Here is a 23,946-nt window from a genome sequence, read left to right on the forward strand (position 1 = left end):
CGCCGGGCACACCCTTGGGAGGGGAACGTGGCCAGGTCTTCCGTGCGAGTCGCCAAACGACCGGCTCCGGTACGCGCCAGAGGCGCCTCCCACCCTCCGGGCGAGAACGGGCCCCGGCGGCTCTACAACCAGCTCCGCCGGGCCTGGGACCGGCCGCTGACCGCGTATTACCTCATCTTCGGCAGCAGCCTCCTGATCACCGTGCTCGGCCTGGTGATGGTCTATTCGGCGTCGATGATCCAGGCGCTGCAGCTCGACCTGCCCGCCTCGTACTTCTTCCGCAAGCAGTTCGTCGCCGCCGTGATCGGCGCGATCCTGCTGCTGATCGCGATGCGGATGCCCCTCAAACTCCACCGGGCGCTGGCCTATCCGATGCTCGCGGCGACCGTCTTCCTGATGGTCCTCGTGCAGATCCCGGGGATAGGGCGCAGCGTCAACGGCAACCAGAACTGGATCTATCTGGGCGGCCCCTTCCAGCTCCAGCCCAGTGAGTTCGGCAAGCTCGCCCTGGTCCTGTGGGGCGCCGATCTGCTTGCACGTAAACATGACAAGCGGCTTTTGACCCAGTGGAAACACATGCTTGTGCCGCTGGTCCCGGTCACTTTCATGCTGCTCGGGCTCATCATGCTCGGCGGGGACATGGGCACCGCGATCATTCTCACCGCGATCCTCTTCGGCCTGCTGTGGCTCGCGGGCGCCCCCACCCGGCTGTTCGCCGGTGTGCTCGGCGTCGCGGTCCTGCTCGGTGTGATTCTCATCAAGACGAGCCCCAACCGCATGGCGAGGCTCGCCTGCATCGGCGCCACCGACCCGGGCCCGGGCGACCAGTGCTGGCAGGCGGTGCACGGCATCTACGCCCTGGCCTCTGGCGGATTCTTCGGTTCCGGACTCGGCGCGAGTGTGGAAAAATGGGGTCAACTTCCTGAACCTCACACCGACTTCATCTTCGCCATCACCGGGGAGGAACTCGGTCTGGCGGGGACACTGTCGGTGCTCGCCCTGTTCGCGGCTCTAGGCTATGCGGGTATCCGCGTGGCCGGACGCACGGAGGACCCCTTCGTGAGGTATGCCGCGGGAGGCGTGACCACCTGGATCACGGCGCAGGCCGTGATCAACGTCGGTGCGGTGCTTGGTCTGCTGCCGATCGCCGGTGTCCCGCTCCCGCTGTTCTCCTACGGGGGTTCGGCCCTGCTGCCGACCATGTTCGCCATCGGGCTCCTCATCGCCTTCGCGCGATCGGACCCCGCTGCGAAGGCGGCCCTGGCCATGCGGCAACCTCGGGTGAGATGGAACACGATGCGACGGCGCGTCAAGGCGCGTTCGTCCGGAGAGCGGTGAATTTCGGTGCATGTCGTACTCGCCGGTGGGGGGACCGCCGGCCACATCGAGCCCGCGCTCGCCCTCGCGGACGCCCTGCGGAGGCAGGACCCGACCGTGGGCATCACGGCCCTGGGCACGGAGCGTGGACTCGAGACCCGGCTCGTACCGGAGCGGGGCTACGAACTCGCGCTGATCCCGGCCGTCCCGCTGCCGCGCAAGCCCACCCCTGAGCTGATCACCGTCCCGGGAAGGCTGCGCGGCACCATCAAGGCGGCCGAGCAGATCCTGGAGCGCACCAAGGCGGACTGCGTCGTCGGCTTCGGCGGCTACGTCGCCCTGCCCGGCTATCTCGCGGCCAAACGGGCCGGGGTGCCGATCGTCGTGCACGAGGCCAACGCGCGGCCCGGGCTCGCCAACAAGATCGGTTCGCGGTACGCGGCCGGGGTGGCCGTCGCCACCCCTGACAGCAAGCTGCGCAACTCCCGCTACATCGGGATCCCGCTGCGCCACACCATCGCCACGCTCGACCGGGCCCGGGTCCGCCCGGAGGCGCGCGCCGCCTTCGGCCTCGACCCCAACCTGCCGACCCTGCTCGTCTCCGGCGGCTCACAGGGCGCCCGGCGGCTCAACGAGGTCGTCCAGCAGGCCGCCCCGGTGCTCCAGCGCGCGGGCATCCAGATCCTGCACGCGGTCGGCCCGAAGAACGAATTGCCGCATGTACAGCAGATGCCGGGAATGCCCCCGTACATCCCGGTACCGTACGTGGACCGGATGGACCTCGCGTACGCCGCGGCCGACATGATGCTCTGCCGCGCGGGCGCGATGACCGTCGCCGAACTCTCCGCCGTCGGGCTCCCCGCCGCCTACGTCCCGCTGCCGATCGGCAACGGCGAACAGCGGCTGAACGCCCAGCCGGTGGTCAAGGCCGGCGGTGGACTGCTGGTCGACGACGCGGAACTGACGCCCGAGTGGGTCCAGGGCAACGTCCTGCCCGTGCTGGCCGACCCGCACCGGCTGTACGAGATGTCCCGCGCCGCCTCCGAGTTCGGCCGCCGGGACGCCGACGAGCTGCTCGTCGGCATGGTGTACGAGGCGATTGCGTCACGCCGCAACGCGTGAGAAGGGCAGGGGACCGTGGCCGGACCGACCAGCGCCGTACGGCAGCGACAGAAGTCCGGCCCGCCCCGCCCGCGGCGCCCCCGCACCCGCCGCCCCAGGGCGCCGCGTTCGCGCTCCCTGGGCGCCTCCGTGGCCCTCGCCGTGTTCCTCGCGGCCGGGGGCGCCTGGATGCTCTACGGCTCGCAGTGGCTGCGTCTGGAGCGCGTGGAGACGTCGGGCACCAGGACGGTCACGCCCGAAGAGGTGCTCGAAGCGGCACAGGCGCCCGTCGGGGAGCCACTGATTTCGGTCGACACGGAAGCTCTTGAGAGTCGGGTCCGCTCGAAATTGCCCCGGATTGACTCGGTTGAGGCCGTCCCGTCATGGCCGCACGGAATCAGCCTCGAAGTGACGGAACGCAAGCCGGTTCTCGTCATCAAAAAGGGCGGAAAGTTCATCGAAGTGGACGCCAAAGGAGTGCGATTCGCCACGGTGGGTCACGCGCCCAAGGGCGTTCCGCATCTCGAATTGGCGCCGGACCGGGAGAACGGGGCGGCGAGCCTGCGCCGGTTCGGCACCGACCGGCTGCTGCGTGAAGCGGTCGGGGTCGCCGGTGACCTGCCCAAAGCTGTCGCCCGCGATACCTGGAACGTCAAGGTCCGTTCGTACGACTCCATCTCGCTGGAGTTGAGCCGCGGACGCACGGTCGTCTGGGGCAGTGGCGAGAAGGGGCGTGCGAAAGCCACTACTCTCACCGCGCTGATGAAAGCGGCACCCAAGGCAAGGCACTTCGATGTGAGTGTCCCCACGGCCCCTGCGTCGTCGGGGAGTTGACGCGTATCGCCGCAGGCCAGCACCCTGGTTCGGCATCGCTACGGCTGATCACATAGGGTGAAAAGAAAAACGGGAGGTTCGGCGTGTTCGTTGAACGTGCGCCACTTGTCGACTTAGTGTCCTGTTCGGAAGAGTCCAGGGAACAGACACACTGGTAACCCTAAACTTCAGCGTTAGGGTTCGGGTCGGCGTTCGGACCGTCCCATTCGGCATCAGTCGCCGCATCGCATCGATGCGAAACGGCGACACGTAACTCGAGGCGAGAGGCCTTCGACGTGGCAGCACCGCAGAACTACCTCGCAGTCATCAAAGTCATCGGTGTCGGCGGCGGTGGTGTCAATGCCATCAACCGGATGATCGAGGTCGGTCTCAAGGGCGTCGAGTTCATCGCCATCAACACCGACGCGCAAGCCCTGTTGATGAGCGACGCCGACGTCAAGCTCGACGTAGGCCGTGAACTCACCCGTGGACTCGGCGCCGGCGCCAATCCGGCCGTCGGCCGCAAGGCCGCAGAGGACCACCGAGAGGAGATCGAGGAGGTCCTCAAGGGGGCCGACATGGTCTTCGTCACCGCCGGCGAAGGCGGTGGCACCGGCACCGGCGGCGCACCCGTCGTCGCCAACATCGCACGCTCGCTCGGCGCCCTCACCATCGGCGTGGTCACCCGGCCGTTCACCTTCGAGGGCCGTCGCCGGGCCAACCAGGCCGAGGACGGCATCGCGGAGCTGCGCGAAGAGGTCGACACCCTCATCGTCATCCCCAACGACCGGCTCCTGTCCATCTCGGACCGCCAGGTCTCGGTCCTCGACGCCTTCAAGTCGGCGGACCAGGTCCTGCTCTCCGGTGTCCAGGGCATCACCGACCTCATCACCACGCCCGGCCTGATCAACCTCGACTTCGCCGACGTCAAGTCGGTCATGTCCGAGGCCGGTTCGGCGCTCATGGGCATCGGCTCGGCCCGCGGCGACGACCGCGCGGTCGCAGCCGCCGAGATGGCGATCTCCTCGCCGCTGCTCGAAGCGTCCATCGACGGAGCGCGCGGCGTGCTGCTCTCCATCTCCGGTGGCTCGGACCTCGGCCTCTTCGAGATCAACGAAGCGGCCCAGCTGGTCAGCGAGGCCGCGCACCCCGAGGCCAACATCATCTTCGGCGCGGTCATCGACGACGCGCTCGGCGACGAGGTCAGGGTCACCGTCATCGCGGCGGGCTTCGACGGCGGGCAGCCGCCGTCCAAGCGGGACAACGTCCTTGGTTCGGCGTCCGCGTCGGCGTCCGCGTCCGCCAAGCGTGACGAACCCGCACCGTCCTCGCCCTCGCGTCCCGCCGAATCGTCCCGCCCGGCCTTCGGCGGCCTCGGCAGCGTCACGTCGCGCGACGAGTCCTCGACCCCGGAGCCCGCGGAGGCGGCTCCGGTGAGCGAGGCCCCGGCCGCGCCCGTGACCCCGCCGCAGGTTCCGCCGGCCCGTCCGTACCAGGACAGCCAGGCCGAAGAGCTGGACGTGCCGGACTTCTTGAAGTGATAAGCGAGCACAGCACCGTGAGCGGCGCGCACTTCGCCTTCACCGACAGGTGGGGCGGGGTGAGCGCCGTTCCGTACGAGGAGCTCAATCTCGGCGGCGCGGTCGGCGACGACGCCGAGGCCGTACGGGAGAACCGGGCGCTGGCCGCCACGTCCCTCGGCGTCGACCCGGGCCGGGTCGTCTGGATGAACCAGGTGCACGGCCGCGACGTCGCCGTGGTCGACGGCCCCTGGGGCTCCGAGGCCGAGGTCCCGGCCGTCGACGCGGTGGTGACCGCCCGCAGGGGACTCGCGCTCGCCGTCCTGACCGCCGACTGCACGCCCGTCCTGCTCGCCGATCCGGTCGCCAAGGTCGCGGCGGCGGCGCACGCCGGGCGCCCCGGCATGGTGGCGGGCGTCGTCCTGGCCGCCGTCGAGGCCATGGTGCGGCTCGGCGCCGACCCGGGACGCATCGTCGCCCGCACCGGGCCCGCCGTCTGCGGACGTTGCTACGAAGTACCCGAAGCGATGCGCGCCGACGTCGCCGCCGTCGAGCCCGGGGCGCACGCCGTGACGAGCTGGGGTACGCCGGCGGTCGATGTGACCGCCGGGGTGCACGCCCAGCTGGAGCGGCTCGGGGTGCACGACCGGGAGCAGTCGCCGGTGTGCACGCTGGAATCCGGTGACCACTTCTCGTACCGCCGCGACCGCACGACCGGTCGTCTCGCGGGCTATGTCTGGCTGGACTGATAGGACATGACGGAACGTAAGAGTCAACTCACGGCGAATCTGGCGCAGGTCGAGGAGCGCATCGCCGCGGCGTGCGCGGCGGCCGGGCGCAAGCGCGAGGAAGTGACCCTCATCGTGGTCACCAAGACCTACCCGGCGAGCGATGTGCGGATCCTGTCGGAACTCGGTGTGCGCCATGTCGCGGAGAACCGCGACCAGGACGCGGCACCGAAGGCCGCCGAGTGCGCGGATCTTCCCCTTACCTGGCACTTCGTCGGTCAATTGCAGACCAATAAAGTCCGTTCCGTGGTGAGTTACGCCGGTCTGGTGCAGTCCGTGGACCGGCCCAAGCTCGTCACGGCCCTCTCGACCGCGGCGGTGCGCGCGGAGCGTGAGCTCGGCTGCCTGATCCAGGTCGCGCTCGACGCCGAGGAGAACGGACGCGGGGAGCGCGGGGGTGTGGGTCCGGGCGGAATCGAAGAGTTGGCCGACCTCGTCGCCCGGGCGCCGGGGCTGCGGCTCGACGGTCTGATGACGGTCGCCCCGCTCACCGGACCGTACGCGGGACGGCAACAGGCGGCGTTCGAGCGGTTGATGGAATTCGCAACCCTCATGCGCGCGACCCATCCGGCTGCGAACATGGTCTCAGCAGGGATGAGTGCGGACCTCGAACAGGCCGTCGCGGCCGGGGCGACACATGTGCGCGTCGGTACGGCGGTACTCGGAGTCCGACCCGGGCTCGGGTAACGTCGCCAAGAAGTCGGACCACAGCAGAAAATATGGTCATTCCCGCTGTTGAGCGGGGATACCTCGTGGATCGCGGGCAGTTGGTGACGACAGCCGATCCACCACAGAGCGGAGGACTCAGAGCATGGCCGGCGCGATGCGCAAGATGGCGGTCTACCTCGGCCTCGTGGAGGACGATGGGTACGACGGTCCGGGGTTCGACCCCGATGACGAGTTCGAACCCGAGCCGGAGCCCGAGCGTGACCGCAGGCGGCATGAACCGCCGCATCAGTCGCACCAGTCCCATCAGTCTCAACGGGACGAATCGGTACGAGTGGTGCAGCCGCCCGCCCCCCGCGAACCGGCGGTCCATTCCGCTTCGCTAGCCGCGGAATCCGGACGTCCGGCACGAATCGCCCCCGTGGCATCCATCACACCTGAACGCTCGAGCCTGGAGAAGAACGCACCGGTGATCATGCCCAAGGTCGTGTCCGAGCGGGAGCCCTACCGCATCACCACATTGCACCCGCGGACCTACAACGAGGCCCGTACCATCGGGGAACACTTCCGCGAGGGCACTCCGGTGATCATGAATCTGACCGAGATGGACGACACCGACGCGAAGCGACTTGTCGACTTTGCCGCCGGTCTGGTCTTCGGTCTGCATGGCAGCATTGAACGAGTGACGCAGAAGGTGTTCCTGTTGTCGCCTGCTAACGTCGATGTAACGGCGGAGGACAAGGCTCGCATCGCAGAGGGCGGGTTCTTCAACCAGAGCTGAGACGTACGAGCAACAGGGGAGAGGGAAACGCGAACATGAGCGTGGTCTTGCAGGTGCTTTACATCGCGCTGATGTGCTTCCTCATCGTGCTGATTTTCCGGTTGGTCATGGACTACGTCTTCCAGTTCGCCCGCTCATGGCAACCCGGCAAGGCGATGGTGGTCGTTCTGGAGGCCACCTACACTGTCACTGATCCACCGCTCAAGCTTCTGCGGCGGTTCATTCCGCCGCTGCGTCTCGGGGGCGTGGCGCTCGACCTGTCCTTCTTCGTACTGATGATCATCGTCTACATCCTGATCTCCGTCGTGAGCCGGCTGTGAACGATACGGTCTTGCCGAATGCCGACGACTACGTTGAGGTGAAGAGATGCCGTTGACCCCCGAGGACGTGCGGAACAAGCAGTTCACGACCGTCCGCCTCCGAGAAGGCTATGACGAGGACGAGGTCGATGCCTTCCTCGATGAGGTCGAAGCCGAACTGACCCGCCTGCTCCGCGAGAACGAGGACCTGCGCGCCAAGCTGGCCGCCGCCACCCGCGCCGCTGCTCAGAACCAGCAGCAGGGCGGTATGCGCAAGGGTCCCGACGGGCCGCAGGACCAGCACCAGCACCAGCGCGGACCGGGTGCTCCGGTGCCCGCCGCTATATCGGGCCCGCAGCCGGTCCCGCCCCAGCAGCAGATGGGTGGCCCCATGGGTGGCCCTCCGCAGCTGCCCGGTGGCGCTCCGCAGCTGCCCGCAGGCCCCAGTGGACATGGACAGGGGCACGGACCGCAGGGCGGTCCGCAGGGACCCGGCCCGATGGGTCAGGGTCCGATGGGTGGCCCCATGGGTGGTCCCATGGGCGGCGGTCCCATGGGTGGCCCGCAGATGCCGCAGCCCGGTCAGGGCCCCGGTGGCGACAGCGCCGCTCGTGTGCTGTCCCTCGCGCAGCAGACCGCCGACCAGGCGATCGCGGAGGCCCGTTCCGAGGCCAACAAGATCGTCGGCGAGGCCCGCTCGCGCGCCGAGGGCCTGGAGCGTGACGCCCGTGCCAAGGCCGACGCCCTGGAGCGGGACGCGCAGGAGAAGCACCGCGTCGCGATGGGCTCCCTGGAGTCCGCCCGCGCCACGCTGGAGCGCAAGGTCGAGGACCTGCGCGGCTTCGAGCGCGAGTACCGCACGCGTCTGAAGTCGTACCTGGAGTCGCAGCTGCGCCAGCTGGAGACCCAGGCCGACGACTCGCTGGCCCCGCCGCGCACTCCGGCCACCGCCTCGCTGCCGCCGTCCCCGGCGCCGTCGATGGCTCCGGCCGGCGCGGGTGCCCCGTCCTACGGCGGCAACCAGTCGATGGGTGGCAACCAGGGTGCCGGTGGTCCGTCCTACGGCGGCCAGCAGCAGATGTCCCCGGCGATGACCCAGCCGATGGCGCCGGTGCGGCCGCAGGGCCAGCAGCCGATGCAGCAGGCTCCGTCGCCGATGCGTGGCTTCCTCATCGACGAGGACGACAACTGACGGGCGTGACCACGCCTTAGGCGTCGGCAGCGTTCAGGGCCGGGCCCCCGGATTCTCCGGGGGCCCGGCCCTTTTCCGTCCCCGTCCGCACACGCGTACAGAACGCGTACGAGAAAGGCCCGGCCCCGCCGAGATCTGCGGCGGAACCGGGCCTTCGTACGAGCGTTACGCCTTGCGGAGGCGGAACGTCAGCTTCAGGGAGTCGTCCGTGAACGGCTGTCCGAATGTGTCGTCGGCCTCACCTTCGGCGAAGTCCGTGGCGAGCACCTCGTCCGAGATGAGCCCGGCGTGCTCGGACAGGGCCGTCTCCACCGCCGGGTCCGTGGAGGTCCAGCGCAGGGCGATCCGGTCCGCGACGTCCAGGCCGCTGTTCTTGCGGGCCTCCTGGATCAGCCGGATCGCGTCCCGGGCCAGCCCCGCCCGACGCAGCTCCTCGGTGATCTCCAGGTCCAGGGCGACCGTGGCACCGGAGTCGGACGCCACCGACCAGCCCTCGCGCGGGGTCTCCGTGATGATGACCTCGTCCGGGGCGAGCGTCACCGTCTCACCGTCGACCTCCACGGAGGCCGTGCCCTCGCGCAGCGCCAGCGACAGCGCGGCAGCGTCGGCATCGGCGACGGCCTTGGCGACCGCCTGGACGCCCTTGCCGAAGCGCTTGCCGAGGGCCCGGAAGTTGGCCTTCGCGGTGGTGTCGACCAGGGAGCCGCCGCCCGCTGGACCAGTGGAGGAATCAGTGAGCGATGCCAGGGAGGAGACGTTCAGCTCCTCCGTGATCTGGTCGCGCAGCTCGGCGCCCAGCGCGTCGAAGCCCGCCGCCGCGACGAGCGCGCGCGACAGGGGCTGACGCGTCTTGACGCCCGACTCCGCGCGCGTGGCGCGGCCGAGCTCGACCAGGCGACGCACGAGAAGCATCTGCCGGGACAGCTCCGGGTCGATCATCGACAGGTCGGCCTCGGGCCAGGAGGACAGGTGGACCGACTCCGGGGCACCCGGGGTGACGGGCACGACCAGGTCCTGCCAGACACGCTCGGTGATGAACGGCGTCAGCGGGGCCATGAGGCGCGTGACCGTCTCGACGACCTCGTGCAGGGTGCGCAGGGCCGCCTTGTCGCCCTGCCAGAAGCGGCGACGGGAACGGCGTACGTACCAGTTGGAGAGGTTGTCGACGAAGACGGACAGGAGCTTGCCCGCGCGCTGGGTGTCGTAGCTCTCCAGGGCCTGCGTGGCCTGGTCGGTGAGCGCGTGCAGCTCGCTGAGCAGCCAGCGGTCCAGGAGCGGGCGGTCGGCGGGCGCCGGGTCGGCGTCGCTGGGGGCCCACTTCGACGTACGGGCGTACAGGGCCTGGAAGGCGACCGTGTTCCAGTACGTGAGGAGCGTCTTGCGGACGACTTCCTGGATGGTGCCGTGGCCGACGCGGCGGGCCGCCCACGGGGAGCCGCCGGCCGCCATGAACCAGCGCACCGCGTCGGCGCCGTGCTGGTCCATCAGCTGGATCGGCTCCAGGGTGTTGCCCAGGTGCTTGGACATCTTGCGGCCGTCCTCGGCGAGGATGTGGCCCAGGCAGACCACGTTCTCGTAGGACGACTTGTCGAAGACCAGGGTGCCGATGGCCATCAGCGTGTAGAACCAGCCGCGGGTCTGGTCGATGGCCTCCGAGATGAACTGCGCCGGGTAGCGGCTCTCGAAGAGCTCCTTGTTCTTGTGCGGGTAGCCCCACTGCGCGAACGGCATCGAGCCCGAGTCGTACCAGGCGTCGATGACCTCCGGCACGCGCGTGGCCGTGCTTTCGCACTGCGGGCACGCGAAGGTGACCTCGTCGATGAACGGGCGGTGCGGGTCCAGGGCCGACTGGTCGGTGCCGGTCAGGTCGGAGAGCTCCGCGCGTGAGCCCACGCAGGTGAGGTGGCCCTCCTCACAGCGCCAGATGGGCAGCGGGGTGCCCCAGTAGCGGTTGCGGGAGAGCGCCCAGTCGACGTTGTTGTTCAGCCAGTCACCGAAGCGGCCGTGCTTGACCGAGTCCGGGAACCAGTTGGTCTTCTCGTTCTCCTGGAGGAGGCGGTCCTTGATGGCCGTGGTGCGGATGTACCAGGACGGCTGCGCGTAGTAGAGCAGCGCCGTGTGGCAGCGCCAGCAGTGCGGGTAGCTGTGCTCGTACGGGGTGTGGCGGAAGAGCAGACCGCGGTCCTTGAGGTCCTCGGTCAGCTTTTCGTCGGCCTTCTTGAAGAAGACTCCGCCTACGAGGGGGACGTCCTCCTCGAAGGTGCCGTCGGGGAGGACCGGGTTCACGACCGGGAGGCCGTAGGCGCGGCAGACCTTGAGGTCGTCCTCACCGAAGGCGGGGGACTGGTGGACCAGACCGGTGCCGTCCTCCGTGGTGACGTACTCGGCGTTGACCACGAAGTGGGCCGGAGCCGGGCTGTGCTCACTGGTTCCCTCGCCGGCGCTCGGGAACTCCACTAGCTCGAAGGGACGTTGGTAGTTCCAGCGCTCCATCTCGGCGCCGGTGAAGGTCTCGCCGGTCGTCTCCCACTCCTCGCCGAGAACCTTCTCGACGAGCGGCTGGGCGACGACGAGCTTCTCCTTGCCGTCCGTCGCGACAACGTACGTGACGTCGGGGTGCGCGGCGACGGCGGTGTTGGAGACGAGGGTCCAGGGGGTCGTCGTCCAGACCAGGAGGGCGGCCTCGCCCGCGAGGGGACCGGAGGTGAGCGGGAAGCGGACGTAGACGGACGGGTCGACGACCGTCTCATAGCCCTGCGCCAGCTCGTGGTCGGACAGGCCCGTGCCGCAGCGCGGGCACCAGGGGGCGACGCGGTGGTCCTGGACGAGGAGGTCCTTGTTGAAGATCTCCTTCAGGGACCACCAGACCGAGTCGACGTACTCCGGGTCCATCGTCCGGTACGCGTCGTCGAGGTCGACCCAGTAGCCCATGCGGGTCGTCAGCTCGGTGAAGGCGTCGGTGTGCCGGGTGACGGACTCGCGGCACTTGGCGTTGAACTCGGCGATGCCGTACGCCTCGATGTCCTTCTTGCCGTTGAACCCGAGCTCCTTCTCGACCGCGAGCTCCACGGGGAGGCCGTGGCAGTCCCAGCCGGCCTTGCGGCCCACGTGGTGGCCCCGCATGGTGCGGAAGCGCGGGAAGACGTCCTTGAAGACGCGGGCCTCGATGTGGTGGGCGCCCGGCATGCCGTTGGCGGTGGGCGGGCCTTCGTAGAACACCCACTCGGGGCGGCCCTCGGACTGCTCCAGGCTCTTGGCGAAGATCTTCTGCTCGTGCCAGAAGTCGAGCACGGCGTGTTCGAGGGCGGGCAGGTCGACCTGGGCGGGCACCTGGCGGTACTGCGGCGGCGTATTCAACGAGTCCTCCGGCGGATGTGCTGCCTTCCGTCGGAGGGACGAGAGCTGTGTGCGCCTGGTGCGGCGCGCTCCCGCGGTACCACCCTCCTTGGCTCTCCGGAACGGGGTCCGTGCCGGTGAGCCCCCTCATTGGGGTCGCGATACCGGGTCTACTCGCCTCCGCTGGGGGCTTCGGCTTTCTTCCGGCGGCTCCGGGGTGATTTTCACGTCGCGCTCGCCCCCGGGCTCACACCGTCCCCGGGTCGCTCATGGCCGCGTACGCCGCTACTCGTCCCCATCCACGCTTATCGCTGCCGACCAGTGTACGGCGCCAGGGCAGGGGCGGCCGACCGGTTTTTACGGGACTCTCGCGGGGCGCGGGCGCGGGGTGCGGACTGACCCGAATGGCGACATGGGGGGCGAGTGGATCCCGGCGGGCGTCGGCCGGCGGATTACCCGGCAGGGAGTTGGGCACAACGCTTGCAGACTCGCCGCGCGGGATCCGCGGGGAGGGGGGATCGGGCGGCGTGCCCCGTTGCCGCGGGCCTGGAGTCGATTTATCGTCCCAGCACGATTCGCGAGCAAGATCACAATATGTGAAGGGGCCGCGGCCATGGTGGCGAAGAAGACCGCCGTACAGCAGTCGGCGTCCGGCAGATCCACAGGCGCGGGGGCGGCGCCTGACGCCGCGGGGAAGGCCGTGGAGAAGGCCGTGGAGAAGGCCGCGTCCAAGAAGGCGGTCCCGAAGAAGGCTGCCGCCAAGAAGGCCGTGGCGAAGAAGGTCGCGGCCGTGGGGGAGAAGGCCGTCGGGGAGAAGGCCCTGGTCAAAGCGACCGCGACCAAGAAGACCGCTGCCAAGAAGGCTCCGGCGAAGAAGGCCGTGTCCAAGAAGGGTGACGCTCACCAGGCGGGGCACGAGGGGGATCACGAGGAGGCGGGGCACGAGGAGGTGCACGAGGCGGGGCAGGACGCGGGCTCTGAGAGCGCTGCCAAGGAGCGGCCCTCGGCCGAGAAGGGCGCGGTTGCAGAGAGCCCGGCCGCGCAGAGCCACCCCACCAAGAAGAGCCCCGCCAAGAGCCCCGCCAAGAAGAGCCCCGCCGCGAAGAGCGCGGCCAAGAAGAGTACGGGCGCGAAAGGTCCGGCCGCCCAGAGCGCGGCCGGGCGGAGAACGGACAACGAGACGGCCGCGTCCGCGGCCGAAGGTGCGGCTGAGGCCGCGGAGACGACGGGAGCCACGACAGTGGTTGCGAAGAAGACTCCGGGCACGGCGACCGCGGCGACCCAGCCGACGGCGGTGCCCAAGGCGCGTGCCGCCGCGGTGCGGCCCGGTGAGCTCGCGGTCAGGCCGGGCGAGGACCCCTGGACCCCGGAAGAGGTCGGGGAGGCCCGCGCGGAGCTCCAGAGCGAGGCGCTGCGGCTGACCAGTGAGATCGCGTCCTCCGAGGAGGCCCTGGCGGGTCTGATGCGGGACTCCGGTGACGGCGCGGGCGACGACGAGGCGGACACCGGCACGAAGAACATCACGCGTGAGCACGAGATGTCCCTGGCCGCCAACGCGCGCGAGATGCTCGTACAGACCGAGCGCGCCCTGGAGCGCCTGGACGCGGGGACGTACGGCCTCTGCGAGAACTGCGGCAATGCGATCGGCAAGGCGCGGATGCAGGCCTTCCCGCGCGCGACCCTGTGCGTGGAGTGCAAGCAGAAGCAGGAACGGCGCTCCTGAGCACGGCCTGGACGCCTGGGCCCGTACGCGTGTGCCGTACCCTCGTCCACAGTCAGGTACCTAGGTTGAGGGACTCACGTGGCAGAGGCGGAGCGCATCATCGGTACGCCGGACATCCCTGAGACGGCCGGGGGCGAGCCGGAGGAGTCCGGCGGCGTCGTGGGCGAGGGCGAGGGCGGGCGGAAGCCCAAGGGCCGGCGCAAGATCGCCGTGCTGTTCGCCGTGGCCACCGTCGCGTACGCCTTCGACCTGATCAGCAAGATGATCGTGGTCGCGAAGCTGGAGCACCACGAGCCGATCGAGATCGTCGGCGACTGGCTCCGGTTCAACGCGATCCGCAACGCGGGCGCCGCCTTCGGGTTCGGCGAGGCGTTCACGATCATCTTCACGTGCATCGCGGCGGCGGTCATCGTGGTGATCGCCCGGCTCGCCCGCAAGCTCTACAGCCTGCCGTGGGCGATCGCGCTCGGTCTGCTGCTCGGCGGCGCGCTCGGCAACCTCACCGACCGGATCTTCCGTACGCCCGGCGTCTTCGAGGGCGCGGTGGTCGACTTCATCGCCCCCAAGGGGTTCGCGGTCTTCAACCTCGCGGACTCGGCGATCGTCTGTGGCGGCATCCTGATCGTGCTGCTGTCCTTCCGGGGGCTCGACCCGGACGGCACCGTCCACAAGGACTGACGGCACCGCGTGGTGCGGGAGTGTCGGTGGGCTCCTGCATACTCAAGGGGTGAGCACGATTCCCGAGATCCGTACCCTGCCCGTGCCGGACGGCCTGGAGGGCGAGCGCGTAGACGCCGCCATTTCTCGCATGTTCGGTTTCTCCCGTACGAAGGCCGCCGAGCTCGCCGCGGCGGGGAAGGTCTCGGTCGATGGCTCGGTGGTCGGCAAATCCGAGCGGGTGCACGGCGGCGCCTGGCTGGAAGTGGAGATGCCGCAGGCGCCCGCTCCGGTGCAGATCGTGGCCGAGCCCGTCGAGGGCATGGAGATCGTGCATGACGACGACGACATCGTCGTGATCGTCAAGCCGGTCGGCGTGGCCGCGCACCCGAGCCCCGGCTGGACCGGGACGACCGTGATCGGCGGCCTCGCGGCGGCCGGTTACCGCATCTCGACCTCCGGCGCCGCCGAGCGCCAGGGCATCGTGCACCGCCTGGACGTGGGCACCTCCGGCCTCATGGTGGTCGCCAAGTCGGAGCGCGCGTACACCTCGCTGAAGCGCCAGTTCAAGGAGCGCACGGTCGACAAGCGCTACAACGCGCTGGTGCAGGGCCACCCGGACCCGATGAGCGGCACGATCGACGCCCCCATCGGCCGGCACCCGAACCACGACTACAAGTGGGCGGTCACGGCCGAGGGCAAGCCCTCCATCACGCACTACGACCTCATCGAGGCGTTCCGGGCGGCCTCGCTGCTCGACATCAAGCTGGAGACGGGCCGCACCCACCAGATCCGCGTGCACATGGCGGCCCACCGCCACCCGTGCGTGGGCGACCTGACGTACGGCGCGGACCCGACCCTCGGCAAGCGGCTCGGGCTCACCCGTCAGTGGCTGCACGCCGTCCGGCTCGGCTTCGAGCACCCGGGCGACGGGCAGTGGGTGGAGTACGAGAGCGGCTACCCGGACGACCTCCAGACGGCGCTCGACCGCGTCCGGGCGGAGAGCTCGTGAGCGGTGTGACGATCCGCGTCGCCCGCGACGCGGACGACCTGGCGGCCTGTTTCGCCGTCCGCAAGGACGTCTTCGTGGCCGAGCAGCAGGTGCCCGAAGAGCTTGAGTACGACGCGTACGACGCCGGGGCGGTGCACGTCCTGGCCATGAGCGAAGACGGCGTTCCGCTGGGCACGGGACGGCTCCTCACCGGCGACGCGGCCGCCGCCAAGAACGGCGGGGACGCGGGCGTGGGCGCGCTCGGGCGGCTCGCGGTGACGGGAACCGCACGCGGTCTCGGTGTCGGGGCGGCCCTGGTCGGTGCCATCGAGGACGCGGCACGCGCGCGTGGCCTGACGGCGGTCGACCTGCACGCGCAGACGCACGCCCTGGGTTTCTACGAGCGCCTGGGGTACGAGGCGTACGGCCCGGAGTTCCCTGACGCGGGCATCCCGCACCGGGCGATGCGGAAGCCGCTGCGCTAGGGGAATGCGTGGCAGTGTTGAGTCTTGATCGTTGGAGTCTCGACCGCCCGGAGGCCGCACCGTGGATCAACTGGCGCTGCTGCTCATTTTGCTGCTCGGAGCCGTCGTCACGGTGCCGCTGGGGGACCGGCTCGGGCTGCCCGCGCCCGTCCTGATGACGCTCGCGGGCATCGGCATGGCCCTGCTGCCCTTTGTGCCCAACGTCGAGATCCCGCCGGACTTCATCCTTCCGCTGGTTCTGCCGCCACTGCTCTACGCGTCCGTGCAGCGCACGTCGTGGCGGCAGTTCGCGGCCAACAGGCGCCCCATCTTCCTGCTCGCCGTCGCGTTGGTGTTCGTGACGACGGCGGCGGTCGCCGCGGTGGGCAACGCCGTCGTCCCCGGACTGCCGCTCGCCGCGGCCGTCGCGCTCGGCGCGCTCGTCGCCCCACCGGACCCCGTCGCCGCGACCGCCGTCGCGGGCTCGCTCGGGCTGCCCCGCAGGCTCGTGTCGATCCTGGAGGGCGAGGGGCTCTTCAACGACGTCACGGCGATCGTGCTCTACCACGTGGCGATCGCGGCGGCGGTGAGCGGCACCTTCTCCTGGCCGTCCGCGGCGGGTCAGCTGGTGCTGTCCGCCGTGGTGGCCGTGCTCGTCGGGCTCGCGCTCGGCTGGGTGACGAACAAACTCATGGGGCTGCTCGGTGACGCCATCCTGCAGACCGGCCTGACGCTGCTCGTGCCGTTCGTCAGCTATGTGCTGGCCGAGGAGCTGCTCGGCTCCGGGGTGCTCGCCGTCCTCACCACGGCGCTCTACCTCGCGGAGAACGCGGTCGACGCCGACGACGTGCTCGGGCGGATCACCGGACAGACGTTCTGGCAGATCGTCGACACCCTGGTGACCGGCGCCGCTTTCGGGCTCATCGGTCTGGAGCTGCACAACGTCTTCGGCATCGCGAGCGGCCGCGAGTGGGAGATGGCCGGCTGGGGCGCGGCGATCGTCGGGGTCGTCGTCGGCGTACGGCTGCTGTGGCTGCTGCCCGCGACCTGGCTCGCCAAGCGGCTGCACAAGCGCCGGGACTACGAGGAGGACATCCCGACGAGCTGGCGCGAGACCGTCGTCATGTGGTGGGCCGGAATGCGCGGCGTGGCGTCCGTGGCCCTCGCGCTCGCCATCCCGCTGAAGACGGACGACGGTGCTCCGTTCCCGGCCCGCGACGAGATCATCTTCATCGCGTTCTGCGTGATCATGGCGACCCTCGTCGTCCAGGGGCTCACGCTGCCCTGGCTCGTGCGCAGGCTCGGGGTGCGGGCCGACACCGACGCGGAGCGGGAGCTGGAGCGCGCGCTCGCGGTGCGCGCCGCCAAGGCCGCCAAGCGCCGCCTCAGGGAGATCCAGGAGGTCGAGGAGCTTCCGGAGGAGGTCGCGGAGCGGCTGCAGCGTGGCGCGTACGACATCGGGGCCAGGATCAGCCCGGACATCGTCGACGAGGAGCGGCGCGAGCGGTACGCCAAGCGCGTGGACCGGCTCAAGGCCGTCCAGCGCATCCAGCGCGAGATGATGTCGGCCGCCCGCCACGAGGTCCTCGCCGCGCGCAGCGAGGCCGGCGCCGACCCGGAGGTCGTCGACCGGGTCCTGCACCACCTCGACGTACGCAGTCTCCGCTGAGGCGGGCGGCCCGGGGCCGGCCGCGGCCGGTCAGCCGTGGCCGGTCCGGTGCGCCTCCGCTTCGAGGTGGCTCGGGCGGTGGCCGTTCGGCGTCGGCTCCACCCAGGCCGTGTTGATCCGCGGCAGCGCGTACGGATGCTGCTCCGTCAGCCATTGGATCAGCTGTTCGCGCACCGTGACCCGGACCGTCCAGACGTCGTCCGCGTCCTTCGCGGTGACCAGGGCGCGGACCTGCATCGTGTTGGGCGTCGTGTCCGTGACGGCGAGGCCCCAGTCCCTGCCGTCCCACGCCGGGCACTCGCGCAGGATGTCCCGGAGCTTGTCGCGCATCTGGTGGACCGGCGCCGAGTGGTCCAGGTGGAGGAAGACCGTGCCGGTCATCTGGGCGCCGCCCCGGGACCAGTTCTCGAAGGGTTTCGATGTGAAGTACGACACGGGCATCGTGATCCGGCGCTCGTCCCAGGTGCGCACCGCGAGGAACGTCAGGGTGATCTCCTCGACGGTGCCCCACTCGCCCTCCACCACCACGGTGTCCCCTATGCGCACCATGTCGCCGAAGGCGATCTGCAGGCCCGCGAAGAGGTTGCCGAGGGTGGACTGGGCCGCGACACCGGCGACGATGCCGAGGATGCCGGCGGAGGCCAGCAGCGAGGTGCCGGCCGCCTGCATGGCGGGGAAGGTCAGCAGCATCGCGGCGACCGCCACCACAGCGACGATCGCGGTGACCACCCGCTGGATGAGCGTCACCTGTGTGCGGACCCTGCGGACGCGGGCCGGATCACGGTGGACCGTGGCGTAACGGGCGTACGAGGACTCCACTATCGCCGCGGCGATCCGCACCACCAGCCAGGCCGTGGAGCCGATGAGCACGAGGGACAGGATCCGCCCGATCGCCGCCGAGTGGTCCTTGGCCAGCTCCGCGTGCCCGTAGGAGCCTCTCAGCAGCGCGGTGCACATGACGAGGTGGAAGGGGACCCGGCAGCGGCGCAGCAGACCCCACAGCGGGGTCTCGTGGTGCCGTTCGTCGGTCCGGCGCATAGCGAAGTCGACCAGCCAGCCGACCACCACCGTGAGCACGACCGAGCCGCCGATCACGATCAACGGACGCAGTACGTTCTCCATGCCTCCGAGGGTAGGGGCACCGCGGTGGATGGCACGATGGCCCCATGAACATCATGCTCTTCCACTCGACGTACGGCCTGCGACCTGCGGTGCACGCGGCGGCGGACCGGCTGCGTGCCGCCGGGCACGAGGTGTGGACGCCCGATCTTTTCGACGGGCGCACGTTCGACGACGTCGAGGACGGAAGGGCCTTCCAGGCCGAGCTGGGCAAGGACGAGCTCCTGAAGCGGGCGATCCTCGCCGCCGCCCCCTACTCCGAGCGGGGTCTCGTCTACGCGGGCTTCTCCCTCGGCGCCGCGACCGCGCAGACCCTCGCGCTCGGCGACGACAAGGCGCGCGGCCTGCTGCTCCTGCACGGCACGTCCGACATCGCGGAGAGCGCGTCCGTGGACGAGCTGCCGGTGCAGCTGCACGTGGCGGAGCCCGACCCGTTCGAGACCGACGACTGGCTGAGCGCCTGGTATCTGCGGATGGGCCGGGCCGGGGCCGACGTGGAGATCTACCGCTACGCGGGCGCGGGGCACCTCTACACCGACCCGGACCTCGACGACTACGACGCCGAGGCCGCGGAGACGACATGGCGCACGGCGATGGGCTTCCTGGAAACCCTCTAGCGCACCGAAACCCTGTAGCGCGCCGGGAACCCCCTAGCGCACCGGTTCGTGCACCCGCTCGACCTTCTGCGTGCCGCTGCGCGTGCGGTACGAACGGACCCAGGACGAGGTCGCCCCGGGATCGGTCCGGTCGGAGAGGGCGTAGTAGTCCATCTGCGACCGTTCGGCCGTGACGTCGAGGACGCCGTAGCCGTGAGAGTCCATGTCCAGCCACTTCACATGGCGGTTGGCGGCCTTGATGGCGCCCGCGGCCACCAGGGAGACCGTGTGCGGGGCGACGTCGAGCATGTCGTCGATGTTGTCGGAGCTCACCGAGGTGACGACGAACTCCGTGGCGACGGAGGGCGAGAGGGGGTACGTGGCCGCCTTGGCCGGCACGTCGTTCGCCCACGCCATGTGGATGTCACCGGTCAGGAAGACGGTGTTCCGGATGCTGTTGTCACGCAGGTGGGAGATGAGCTCCTTGCGGTCGTCCGTGTAGCCGTCCCACTGGTCGACGTTGATGGCGAGGCCCTCCTTGGGCAGGCCCAGCAACTCCGCGAGCGGCTCCAGGAGATGGGCGGGCAGAGCGCCGAAGGCGACCGGCGAAATCATCACCGAGGTGCCGACCAGCTTCCAGGCGGCGTCCGAGGACGCGAGGCCCGACTTCAGCCAGTCGAGCTGCGCGCGGCCCGTCAGCGTACGGTCCGGGTCGTCCACCGCGCCGCTGCCGGTGCCCGCCTGCTGGGAGCGGAAGGACCGCAGGTCGAGCAGGTGCAGATCGGCCAGCTTGCCGAAGCGGACGCGGCGGTACACGGTGCCCTCGGTGGAGGGGCGCACCGGCATCCACTCGAAGTACGCCTGCTTGGCCGCCGCCATGCGCCCGGCCCAGGTGCCCTCCGTCTCGGGGGAGTGGTTCACCGCGCCGTCCGACCAGGCGTTGTCGGCGAACTCGTGGTCGTCCCAGATCGCGATGACCGGGTGCGCGGCGTGCATCGCCCGTGCGTCGGGGTCGGTCTTGTGGACGCCGTGCCGGGTGCGGTAGTCGGCGAGCGTGACGATCTCGTGCCGGGGCTCGTGCTGACGTATGACGTTCGCGGCGGCCGGGTACTCGCCGCTCTTGTACTCGTAGATGTAGTCCCCGATGTGCAGTACCGCGTCGAGTTCGGTGCGGGCCGCGAGATGGCGGTACGCCGAGAAGTAGCCCGCCTCCCAGTTGGCGCAGGACACCACGCCGAAGCGGACGCCGGCGGCGGAGGCGTCGTGCGCGGGGGTGGTGCGGGTGCGGCCCACAGGGGAGTGCACCGGGGAGGCGTCCCCTACGGAGAAGCGGAAGTAATAGGCGGTGGCAGGGCTCAAGCCCCTTACGTCGGCCTTGACGGTGTGATCGGACGCCGCCCGCGCGGTGGTGCTGCCGCGGCCGACGACCCGGGTGAAGTCCTTGTCCTCGGCGATCTCCCAACTCACCTCGGTGTCGGGCCCCTTGCCGGACCCGGGCGCGGCGTCCGGCGTGGGCGTCACGCGGGTCCACAGCAGGACGCCGTCGGGCAGCGGGTCCCCCGACGCGACGCCGTGGTGGAAGGCGGGCCCCTCGGCGGCGTGCGCGGGAGCGGCGGCGAGCGAGGTGCCGAGTGCGGCGGTCGCGGCCGCCGCCTTGACGACGGTACGGCGGCTCGGGGCGGGAGGGACGAGCGGCTGATGATCTTGAGTTCGACTGGTCACGGGCGATCACCCTACTGATCGGTAAAAGCGAAGAGCGGGCGAACTCCGTGAGTTCGCCCGCTCTTTCGCCACGCGCCTCGTCGGTACGCGGTGTTATGTCAGCCCTTGAGGGCCTTGTCGATCGCGGTCTTGTAGTCCTCGACCGTGCTGGGCGCGTTCTTCGAGCCCGGAGCGGTCAGCTGCTTGCCGTCCATGACGAAGGAGGGCGTGCCCTCGACGCCGTCCTTGTTGTCGTCGAACTTCTTCGACATCTCCAGGGCCCACCGGTCGTAGGTCCCCGCCTTGACGGCCTTCTTGAAGGCCGCGCTCTTCTTGAGCGCGGGCACCTCGTCGGCGATCTTCAGGAGGTACGAGTCGTTCTTGAACTTGTCGTCCTGCTCCGCGGGGTGGTTCTTCGCCGAGAAGAGCGCCTTCTTGTACGCGAGGAACGCATCGTCGCCGACGTCCAGCGCCGCTCCCATCGCGCTGAGCGCGTTCCTGGAGCCTTCGCCCGGGATGTTCCGGTCGAGGAAGGTGGCGCCGATGAACTGGACCTTGTACTTGCCGTCCTTCAGGTCCTTCTCGAGGGTCGGGCCGACGGTCTGCTCGAAGCTCGCGCAGATCGGGCAGCGCGGGTCCTCGTAGACCTTGAGGGTCTTCTTCGCGGAGTCCTTGCCGAGGACGACCGTCGTGCCGCTGGCACCCGAGGTGTTCGCGGGCTTGACCAGCTTGTCGTCCTTGGCGGCGTCCCAGTAGTCGGGCTTGTTGGACTGCATCACGGCGTAGCCGACGCCGCCGGCGATCGCGAGGACGCCGACGATCGAGATGCCGACGATCACCGCGCGCTTGCGCTTCTCGCGCTTGCGCTCGGCCTCCTGCTGGGCGCGGATCCGCTCGCGGGCGGCGGACTTGGCGGCCTGGCTGTTGCGCTGGCTCATGATCTTTTTTCTCCGTGTGGGTGACTGCGTGGGGGTGTCGTGCTCAGGCGTGGACGGCCGAGCACGGCGGTCCACGCCGCCCCACGAAGTGCACGAGCAGCCGCGTGCGCGCGGCCCGCGCCCGGCGCTCGGGACGCGGCAGGCGCCGTACGGGCGTACGCCAGGTGGTCACCGAGGCGACCGCGATCAGCAGCGGACGGAACGTGGCCGCGGCGACCGCGCGCAGCAGCTGGGCCAGCGCCCGCTCGCCGCGCCGCAGCCACGCCGCCGCGAGGAGGCCCACGCCGACGTGCGCGCCGAGCAGCAGCCAGGCGGCGCCCGGATCGGCGTCCGCGAGCAGCGCCGCGGCGCCACCGTGGCCGTCGGCGGCCATCCGGGCCAGCGGGGTCCCGACGGGCGTCCCGCCGCACAGCACGTCGAAGCCGACGGAGCGCAGCGGGCCCGCCACCGGGCCGCCCGCCTCGCCGTAACAGACGTGCTGCCCGGCGGTGAACACCGTGTCGGCGGCCAGCTCCAGCGGGATCAGCAGGGCGGCGATCCGTCCGTAGCCACGCTCGCGCCCCGCCAGCGCGTACGCGATGACGAAGACGGCGGCGGCGATCGCCGCGACCGTGGTCAGCGGCAGGGGGGCCCGGGAGAGCAGCACGTGCGACGCGGCGGAGAGCGTCACGACGAGCGCCGTGAAGAGCGCCGCGCGCACGGCTCTGAGCTGGGTCCCGGATATGTCCATCGCGGAGGAGTGTGCCATGTGTTCCTGTAGGCGGTCCCTAAAGGGTCCCTGAGAGTTCCGCGTGGAACTCATGGGGACTCATATCGAGCGGCGGACGCTCACAGACCTGGAATCCGGCCGTTGCGGAAGAGGTCGACGAAGATCTGGTGGTCGCCGCGCGCGCGTGCCCCGTAGGTGTGCGCGAACTCCACGAGCAGATCTCCGAAGCCGGCCTCGTCGGCCGCGATCGCGGCGTCGATGGCGCGCTCCGTGGAGAACGGCACCAGGTCCGAGTGCCCGCTCTCGTCGTCCGCCGCGGCGTGCATCGTGGCGGTGGCGCGGCCGAGGTCCGCGACGACCGAGGAGATCTCCTCCAGGTCGTCGATGTCCGACCAGTCCAGGTCCACCGCGTACGGCGACACCTCGGCGACCAGCTGCCCCGCGCCGCCCAGCTCCGTCCAGCCCAGCCACGGGTCGGCGTGCGCCTGGAGCGCGCGCTGCGAGATGACCGTGCGGTGCCCCTCGTGCTGGAAGTAGCCGCGCACCGCCGGGTCCGTGAGGTGACGCGAGACCGCCGGGGTCTGCGCCTGCTTGAGGTAGATCACGACGTCGTTCTCCAACGCGTCGCTGTTGCCCTCCAGGAGGATGTTGTACGAGGGCAGGCCCGCGGAGCCGATGCCGATGCCGCGCCGGCCCACGACGTCCTTCACGCGGTACGAGTCGGGGCGGGTGAGGGAGGACTCCGGCAGCGTCTCCAGATAGCCGTCGAAGGCCGCGAGGACCTTGTAGCGCGTGGCGGCGTCGAGCTCGATGGAGCCGCCGCCCGGCGCGAAGCGGCGCTCGAAGTCGCGGATCTCGGTCATCGAGTCGAGCAGCCCGAAGCGGGTCAGGGAGCGCGCGTCGCGCAGCGCGTCCAGGAGGGGGCCCTGGGCGGTGTCCAGCGTGAAGGGCGGCACCTCGTCGCTCTTGGCGCCCGTCGCCAGGTCGTGGATCCGCTCGCGGTACGCCGCGGCGTAGATCCGCACCAGGTCGGAGATCTGCCCGTCGCTGAGCGCCTTGGAGTAGCCGATCAGGGCCACGGAGGCGGCGAAGCGCTTCAGGTCCCAGGTGAAGGGGCCGACGTACGCCTCGTCGAAGTCGTTCACGTTGAAGATCAGGCGGCCCTGGGCGTCCATGTACGTGCCGAAGTTCTCGGCGTGCAGGTCGCCGTGGATCCACACCCGGCCCGTGCGGTCGTCCAGGTACGGCCCGCCGTGCTGCTCGCGCTCCAGGTCGGCGTAGAACAGACAGGCCGTGCCGCGGTAGAACGCGAAGGCGGAGGAGGCCATCTTCCGGAATTTCACCCGGAACGCGGCGGGGTCCGCGGCAAGCAGCTCGCCGAACGCGGTGCCGAAGACGGCGAGGATCTGCTCGCCGCGCTCATCGGCCGTGGGCTGCGGGACCGACATCGCTGGGTGCCTCCTGGTGCGGGGTGGGGTGCGTGACATTTGGGACAGGTTCCCGACCGGTCCAACGCACGACGGTACCCCCGAGTGCCCGCCGTCTGTCACTGCCGCGGATTAGACT

General features: G+C 70.1%; 21 protein-coding genes. 15 read left to right on the top strand and 6 right to left on the bottom strand.

All coding sequences use genetic code 11. The features are described from left to right. The first annotated feature begins 27 nt into the window (after positions 1 to 27). From ftsW to ACWDVB_RS27100, 9 genes are all read left to right on the top strand, one after another. Complete coding sequence (gene ftsW / locus ACWDVB_RS27060) at positions 28 to 1,338, top strand: putative lipid II flippase FtsW (protein ID WP_451518297.1); 1,311 nt, start codon at positions 28 to 30, stop codon at positions 1,336 to 1,338. 6 nt (positions 1,339 to 1,344) lie between these two features. Further along, on the top strand, positions 1,345 to 2,439 hold the full coding sequence (gene murG / locus ACWDVB_RS27065; RefSeq protein WP_451518298.1) for an undecaprenyldiphospho-muramoylpentapeptide beta-N-acetylglucosaminyltransferase: 1,095 nt from the start codon (positions 1,345 to 1,347) through the stop codon (positions 2,437 to 2,439). A gap of 15 nt (positions 2,440 to 2,454) precedes the next feature. Further along, positions 2,455 to 3,252: a cell division protein FtsQ/DivIB gene (locus ACWDVB_RS27070; RefSeq protein WP_451518299.1), complete on the top strand. Its 798-nt coding sequence runs from the start codon at positions 2,455 to 2,457 to the stop codon at positions 3,250 to 3,252. 275 nt (positions 3,253 to 3,527) lie between these two features. Continuing rightward, positions 3,528 to 4,772 (top strand): cell division protein FtsZ, encoded by a 1,245-nt coding sequence (gene ftsZ / locus ACWDVB_RS27075; protein ID WP_451518300.1) that lies wholly within the window; start codon positions 3,528 to 3,530, stop codon positions 4,770 to 4,772. A 17-nt stretch (positions 4,773 to 4,789) separates the two neighbouring features. Continuing rightward, positions 4,790 to 5,500, top strand: a complete 711-nt coding sequence (gene pgeF / locus ACWDVB_RS27080) for a peptidoglycan editing factor PgeF (RefSeq protein WP_451518301.1) — start codon at positions 4,790 to 4,792, stop codon at positions 5,498 to 5,500. Between the two features lie 6 nt (positions 5,501 to 5,506). Beyond that, positions 5,507 to 6,226 (top strand): YggS family pyridoxal phosphate-dependent enzyme, encoded by a 720-nt coding sequence (locus ACWDVB_RS27085; protein ID WP_451518302.1) that lies wholly within the window; start codon positions 5,507 to 5,509, stop codon positions 6,224 to 6,226. 124 nt (positions 6,227 to 6,350) lie between these two features. Continuing rightward, positions 6,351 to 6,986: a cell division protein SepF gene (locus ACWDVB_RS27090; RefSeq protein ID WP_451518303.1), complete on the top strand. Its 636-nt coding sequence runs from the start codon at positions 6,351 to 6,353 to the stop codon at positions 6,984 to 6,986. 35 nt (positions 6,987 to 7,021) lie between these two features. After that, positions 7,022 to 7,306, top strand: coding sequence for a YggT family protein (locus ACWDVB_RS27095; protein ID WP_055528652.1), 285 nt, complete (start codon positions 7,022 to 7,024; stop codon positions 7,304 to 7,306). A 46-nt stretch (positions 7,307 to 7,352) separates the two neighbouring features. Beyond that, a complete protein-coding gene (locus ACWDVB_RS27100; RefSeq protein WP_451518304.1) occupies positions 7,353 to 8,477 on the top strand; it encodes a DivIVA domain-containing protein in 1,125 nt (374 codons plus the stop codon). A gap of 165 nt (positions 8,478 to 8,642) precedes the next feature. Here the strand turns inward: ACWDVB_RS27100 and ileS are convergent, their stop codons facing one another. After that, the gene (ileS, locus tag ACWDVB_RS27105; protein WP_451517973.1) at positions 8,643 to 11,834 is read right to left on the bottom strand and encodes an isoleucine--tRNA ligase; all 3,192 of its coding nucleotides are present in this window, start codon (positions 11,832 to 11,834) and stop codon (positions 8,643 to 8,645) included. Positions 11,835 to 12,426: 592 nt separating this feature from the next. On the opposite strand from ileS, the gene ACWDVB_RS27110 reads away from it, so the two are divergent. The 5 genes from ACWDVB_RS27110 to ACWDVB_RS27130 all read left to right on the top strand — a co-directional run bounded on the left by ACWDVB_RS27110 (position 12,427) and on the right by ACWDVB_RS27130 (position 17,317). Further along, positions 12,427 to 13,536: a TraR/DksA C4-type zinc finger protein gene (locus ACWDVB_RS27110; RefSeq protein ID WP_451517972.1), complete on the top strand. Its 1,110-nt coding sequence runs from the start codon at positions 12,427 to 12,429 to the stop codon at positions 13,534 to 13,536. A 78-nt stretch (positions 13,537 to 13,614) separates the two neighbouring features. Continuing rightward, a complete protein-coding gene (lspA, locus tag ACWDVB_RS27115; protein WP_451517971.1) occupies positions 13,615 to 14,214 on the top strand; it encodes a signal peptidase II in 600 nt (199 codons plus the stop codon). Positions 14,215 to 14,263: 49 nt separating this feature from the next. Further along, entirely contained in the window at positions 14,264 to 15,205 is a 942-nt protein-coding gene (locus ACWDVB_RS27120) for an RluA family pseudouridine synthase (RefSeq protein ID WP_451517970.1), read from the top strand. Next, entirely contained in the window at positions 15,202 to 15,669 is a 468-nt protein-coding gene (locus ACWDVB_RS27125) for a GNAT family N-acetyltransferase (RefSeq protein WP_451517969.1), read from the top strand. The genes ACWDVB_RS27120 and ACWDVB_RS27125 overlap by 4 nt, the downstream gene beginning before the upstream one ends. Before the next feature lie 61 nt (positions 15,670 to 15,730). Further along, on the top strand, positions 15,731 to 17,317 hold the full coding sequence (locus tag ACWDVB_RS27130) for a Na+/H+ antiporter (protein ID WP_451517968.1): 1,587 nt from the start codon (positions 15,731 to 15,733) through the stop codon (positions 17,315 to 17,317). A gap of 30 nt (positions 17,318 to 17,347) precedes the next feature. On the opposite strand, the gene ACWDVB_RS27135 is transcribed toward ACWDVB_RS27130, so the two are convergent. Continuing rightward, a complete protein-coding gene (locus tag ACWDVB_RS27135; RefSeq protein ID WP_451517967.1) occupies positions 17,348 to 18,439 on the bottom strand; it encodes a mechanosensitive ion channel family protein in 1,092 nt (363 codons plus the stop codon). A 44-nt stretch (positions 18,440 to 18,483) separates the two neighbouring features. Here ACWDVB_RS27135 and ACWDVB_RS27140 point away from each other — a divergent pair, with 44 nt between their 5' ends. Beyond that, positions 18,484 to 19,053 (top strand): dienelactone hydrolase family protein, encoded by a 570-nt coding sequence (locus ACWDVB_RS27140; protein ID WP_451517966.1) that lies wholly within the window; start codon positions 18,484 to 18,486, stop codon positions 19,051 to 19,053. Positions 19,054 to 19,086: 33 nt separating this feature from the next. On the opposite strand, the gene ACWDVB_RS27145 is transcribed toward ACWDVB_RS27140, so the two are convergent. The 4 genes from ACWDVB_RS27145 to ACWDVB_RS27160 all read right to left on the bottom strand — a co-directional run bounded on the left by ACWDVB_RS27145 (position 19,087) and on the right by ACWDVB_RS27160 (position 23,828). Next, positions 19,087 to 20,754, bottom strand: coding sequence for an alkaline phosphatase D family protein (locus ACWDVB_RS27145; protein ID WP_451517965.1), 1,668 nt, complete (start codon positions 20,752 to 20,754; stop codon positions 19,087 to 19,089). A 98-nt stretch (positions 20,755 to 20,852) separates the two neighbouring features. Beyond that, the gene (locus ACWDVB_RS27150; protein WP_451517964.1) at positions 20,853 to 21,671 is read right to left on the bottom strand and encodes a thioredoxin domain-containing protein; all 819 of its coding nucleotides are present in this window, start codon (positions 21,669 to 21,671) and stop codon (positions 20,853 to 20,855) included. Positions 21,672 to 21,714: 43 nt separating this feature from the next. Next, positions 21,715 to 22,401, bottom strand: a complete 687-nt coding sequence (locus ACWDVB_RS27155; RefSeq protein ID WP_451517977.1) for a hypothetical protein — start codon at positions 22,399 to 22,401, stop codon at positions 21,715 to 21,717. Positions 22,402 to 22,499: 98 nt separating this feature from the next. Then, the gene (locus ACWDVB_RS27160) at positions 22,500 to 23,828 is read right to left on the bottom strand and encodes a DUF2252 domain-containing protein (protein WP_451517963.1); all 1,329 of its coding nucleotides are present in this window, start codon (positions 23,826 to 23,828) and stop codon (positions 22,500 to 22,502) included. Between the last annotated feature and the right edge of the window lie 118 nt (positions 23,829 to 23,946).

It is taken from the genome of Streptomyces sp. NPDC003379, assembly GCF_053589195.1.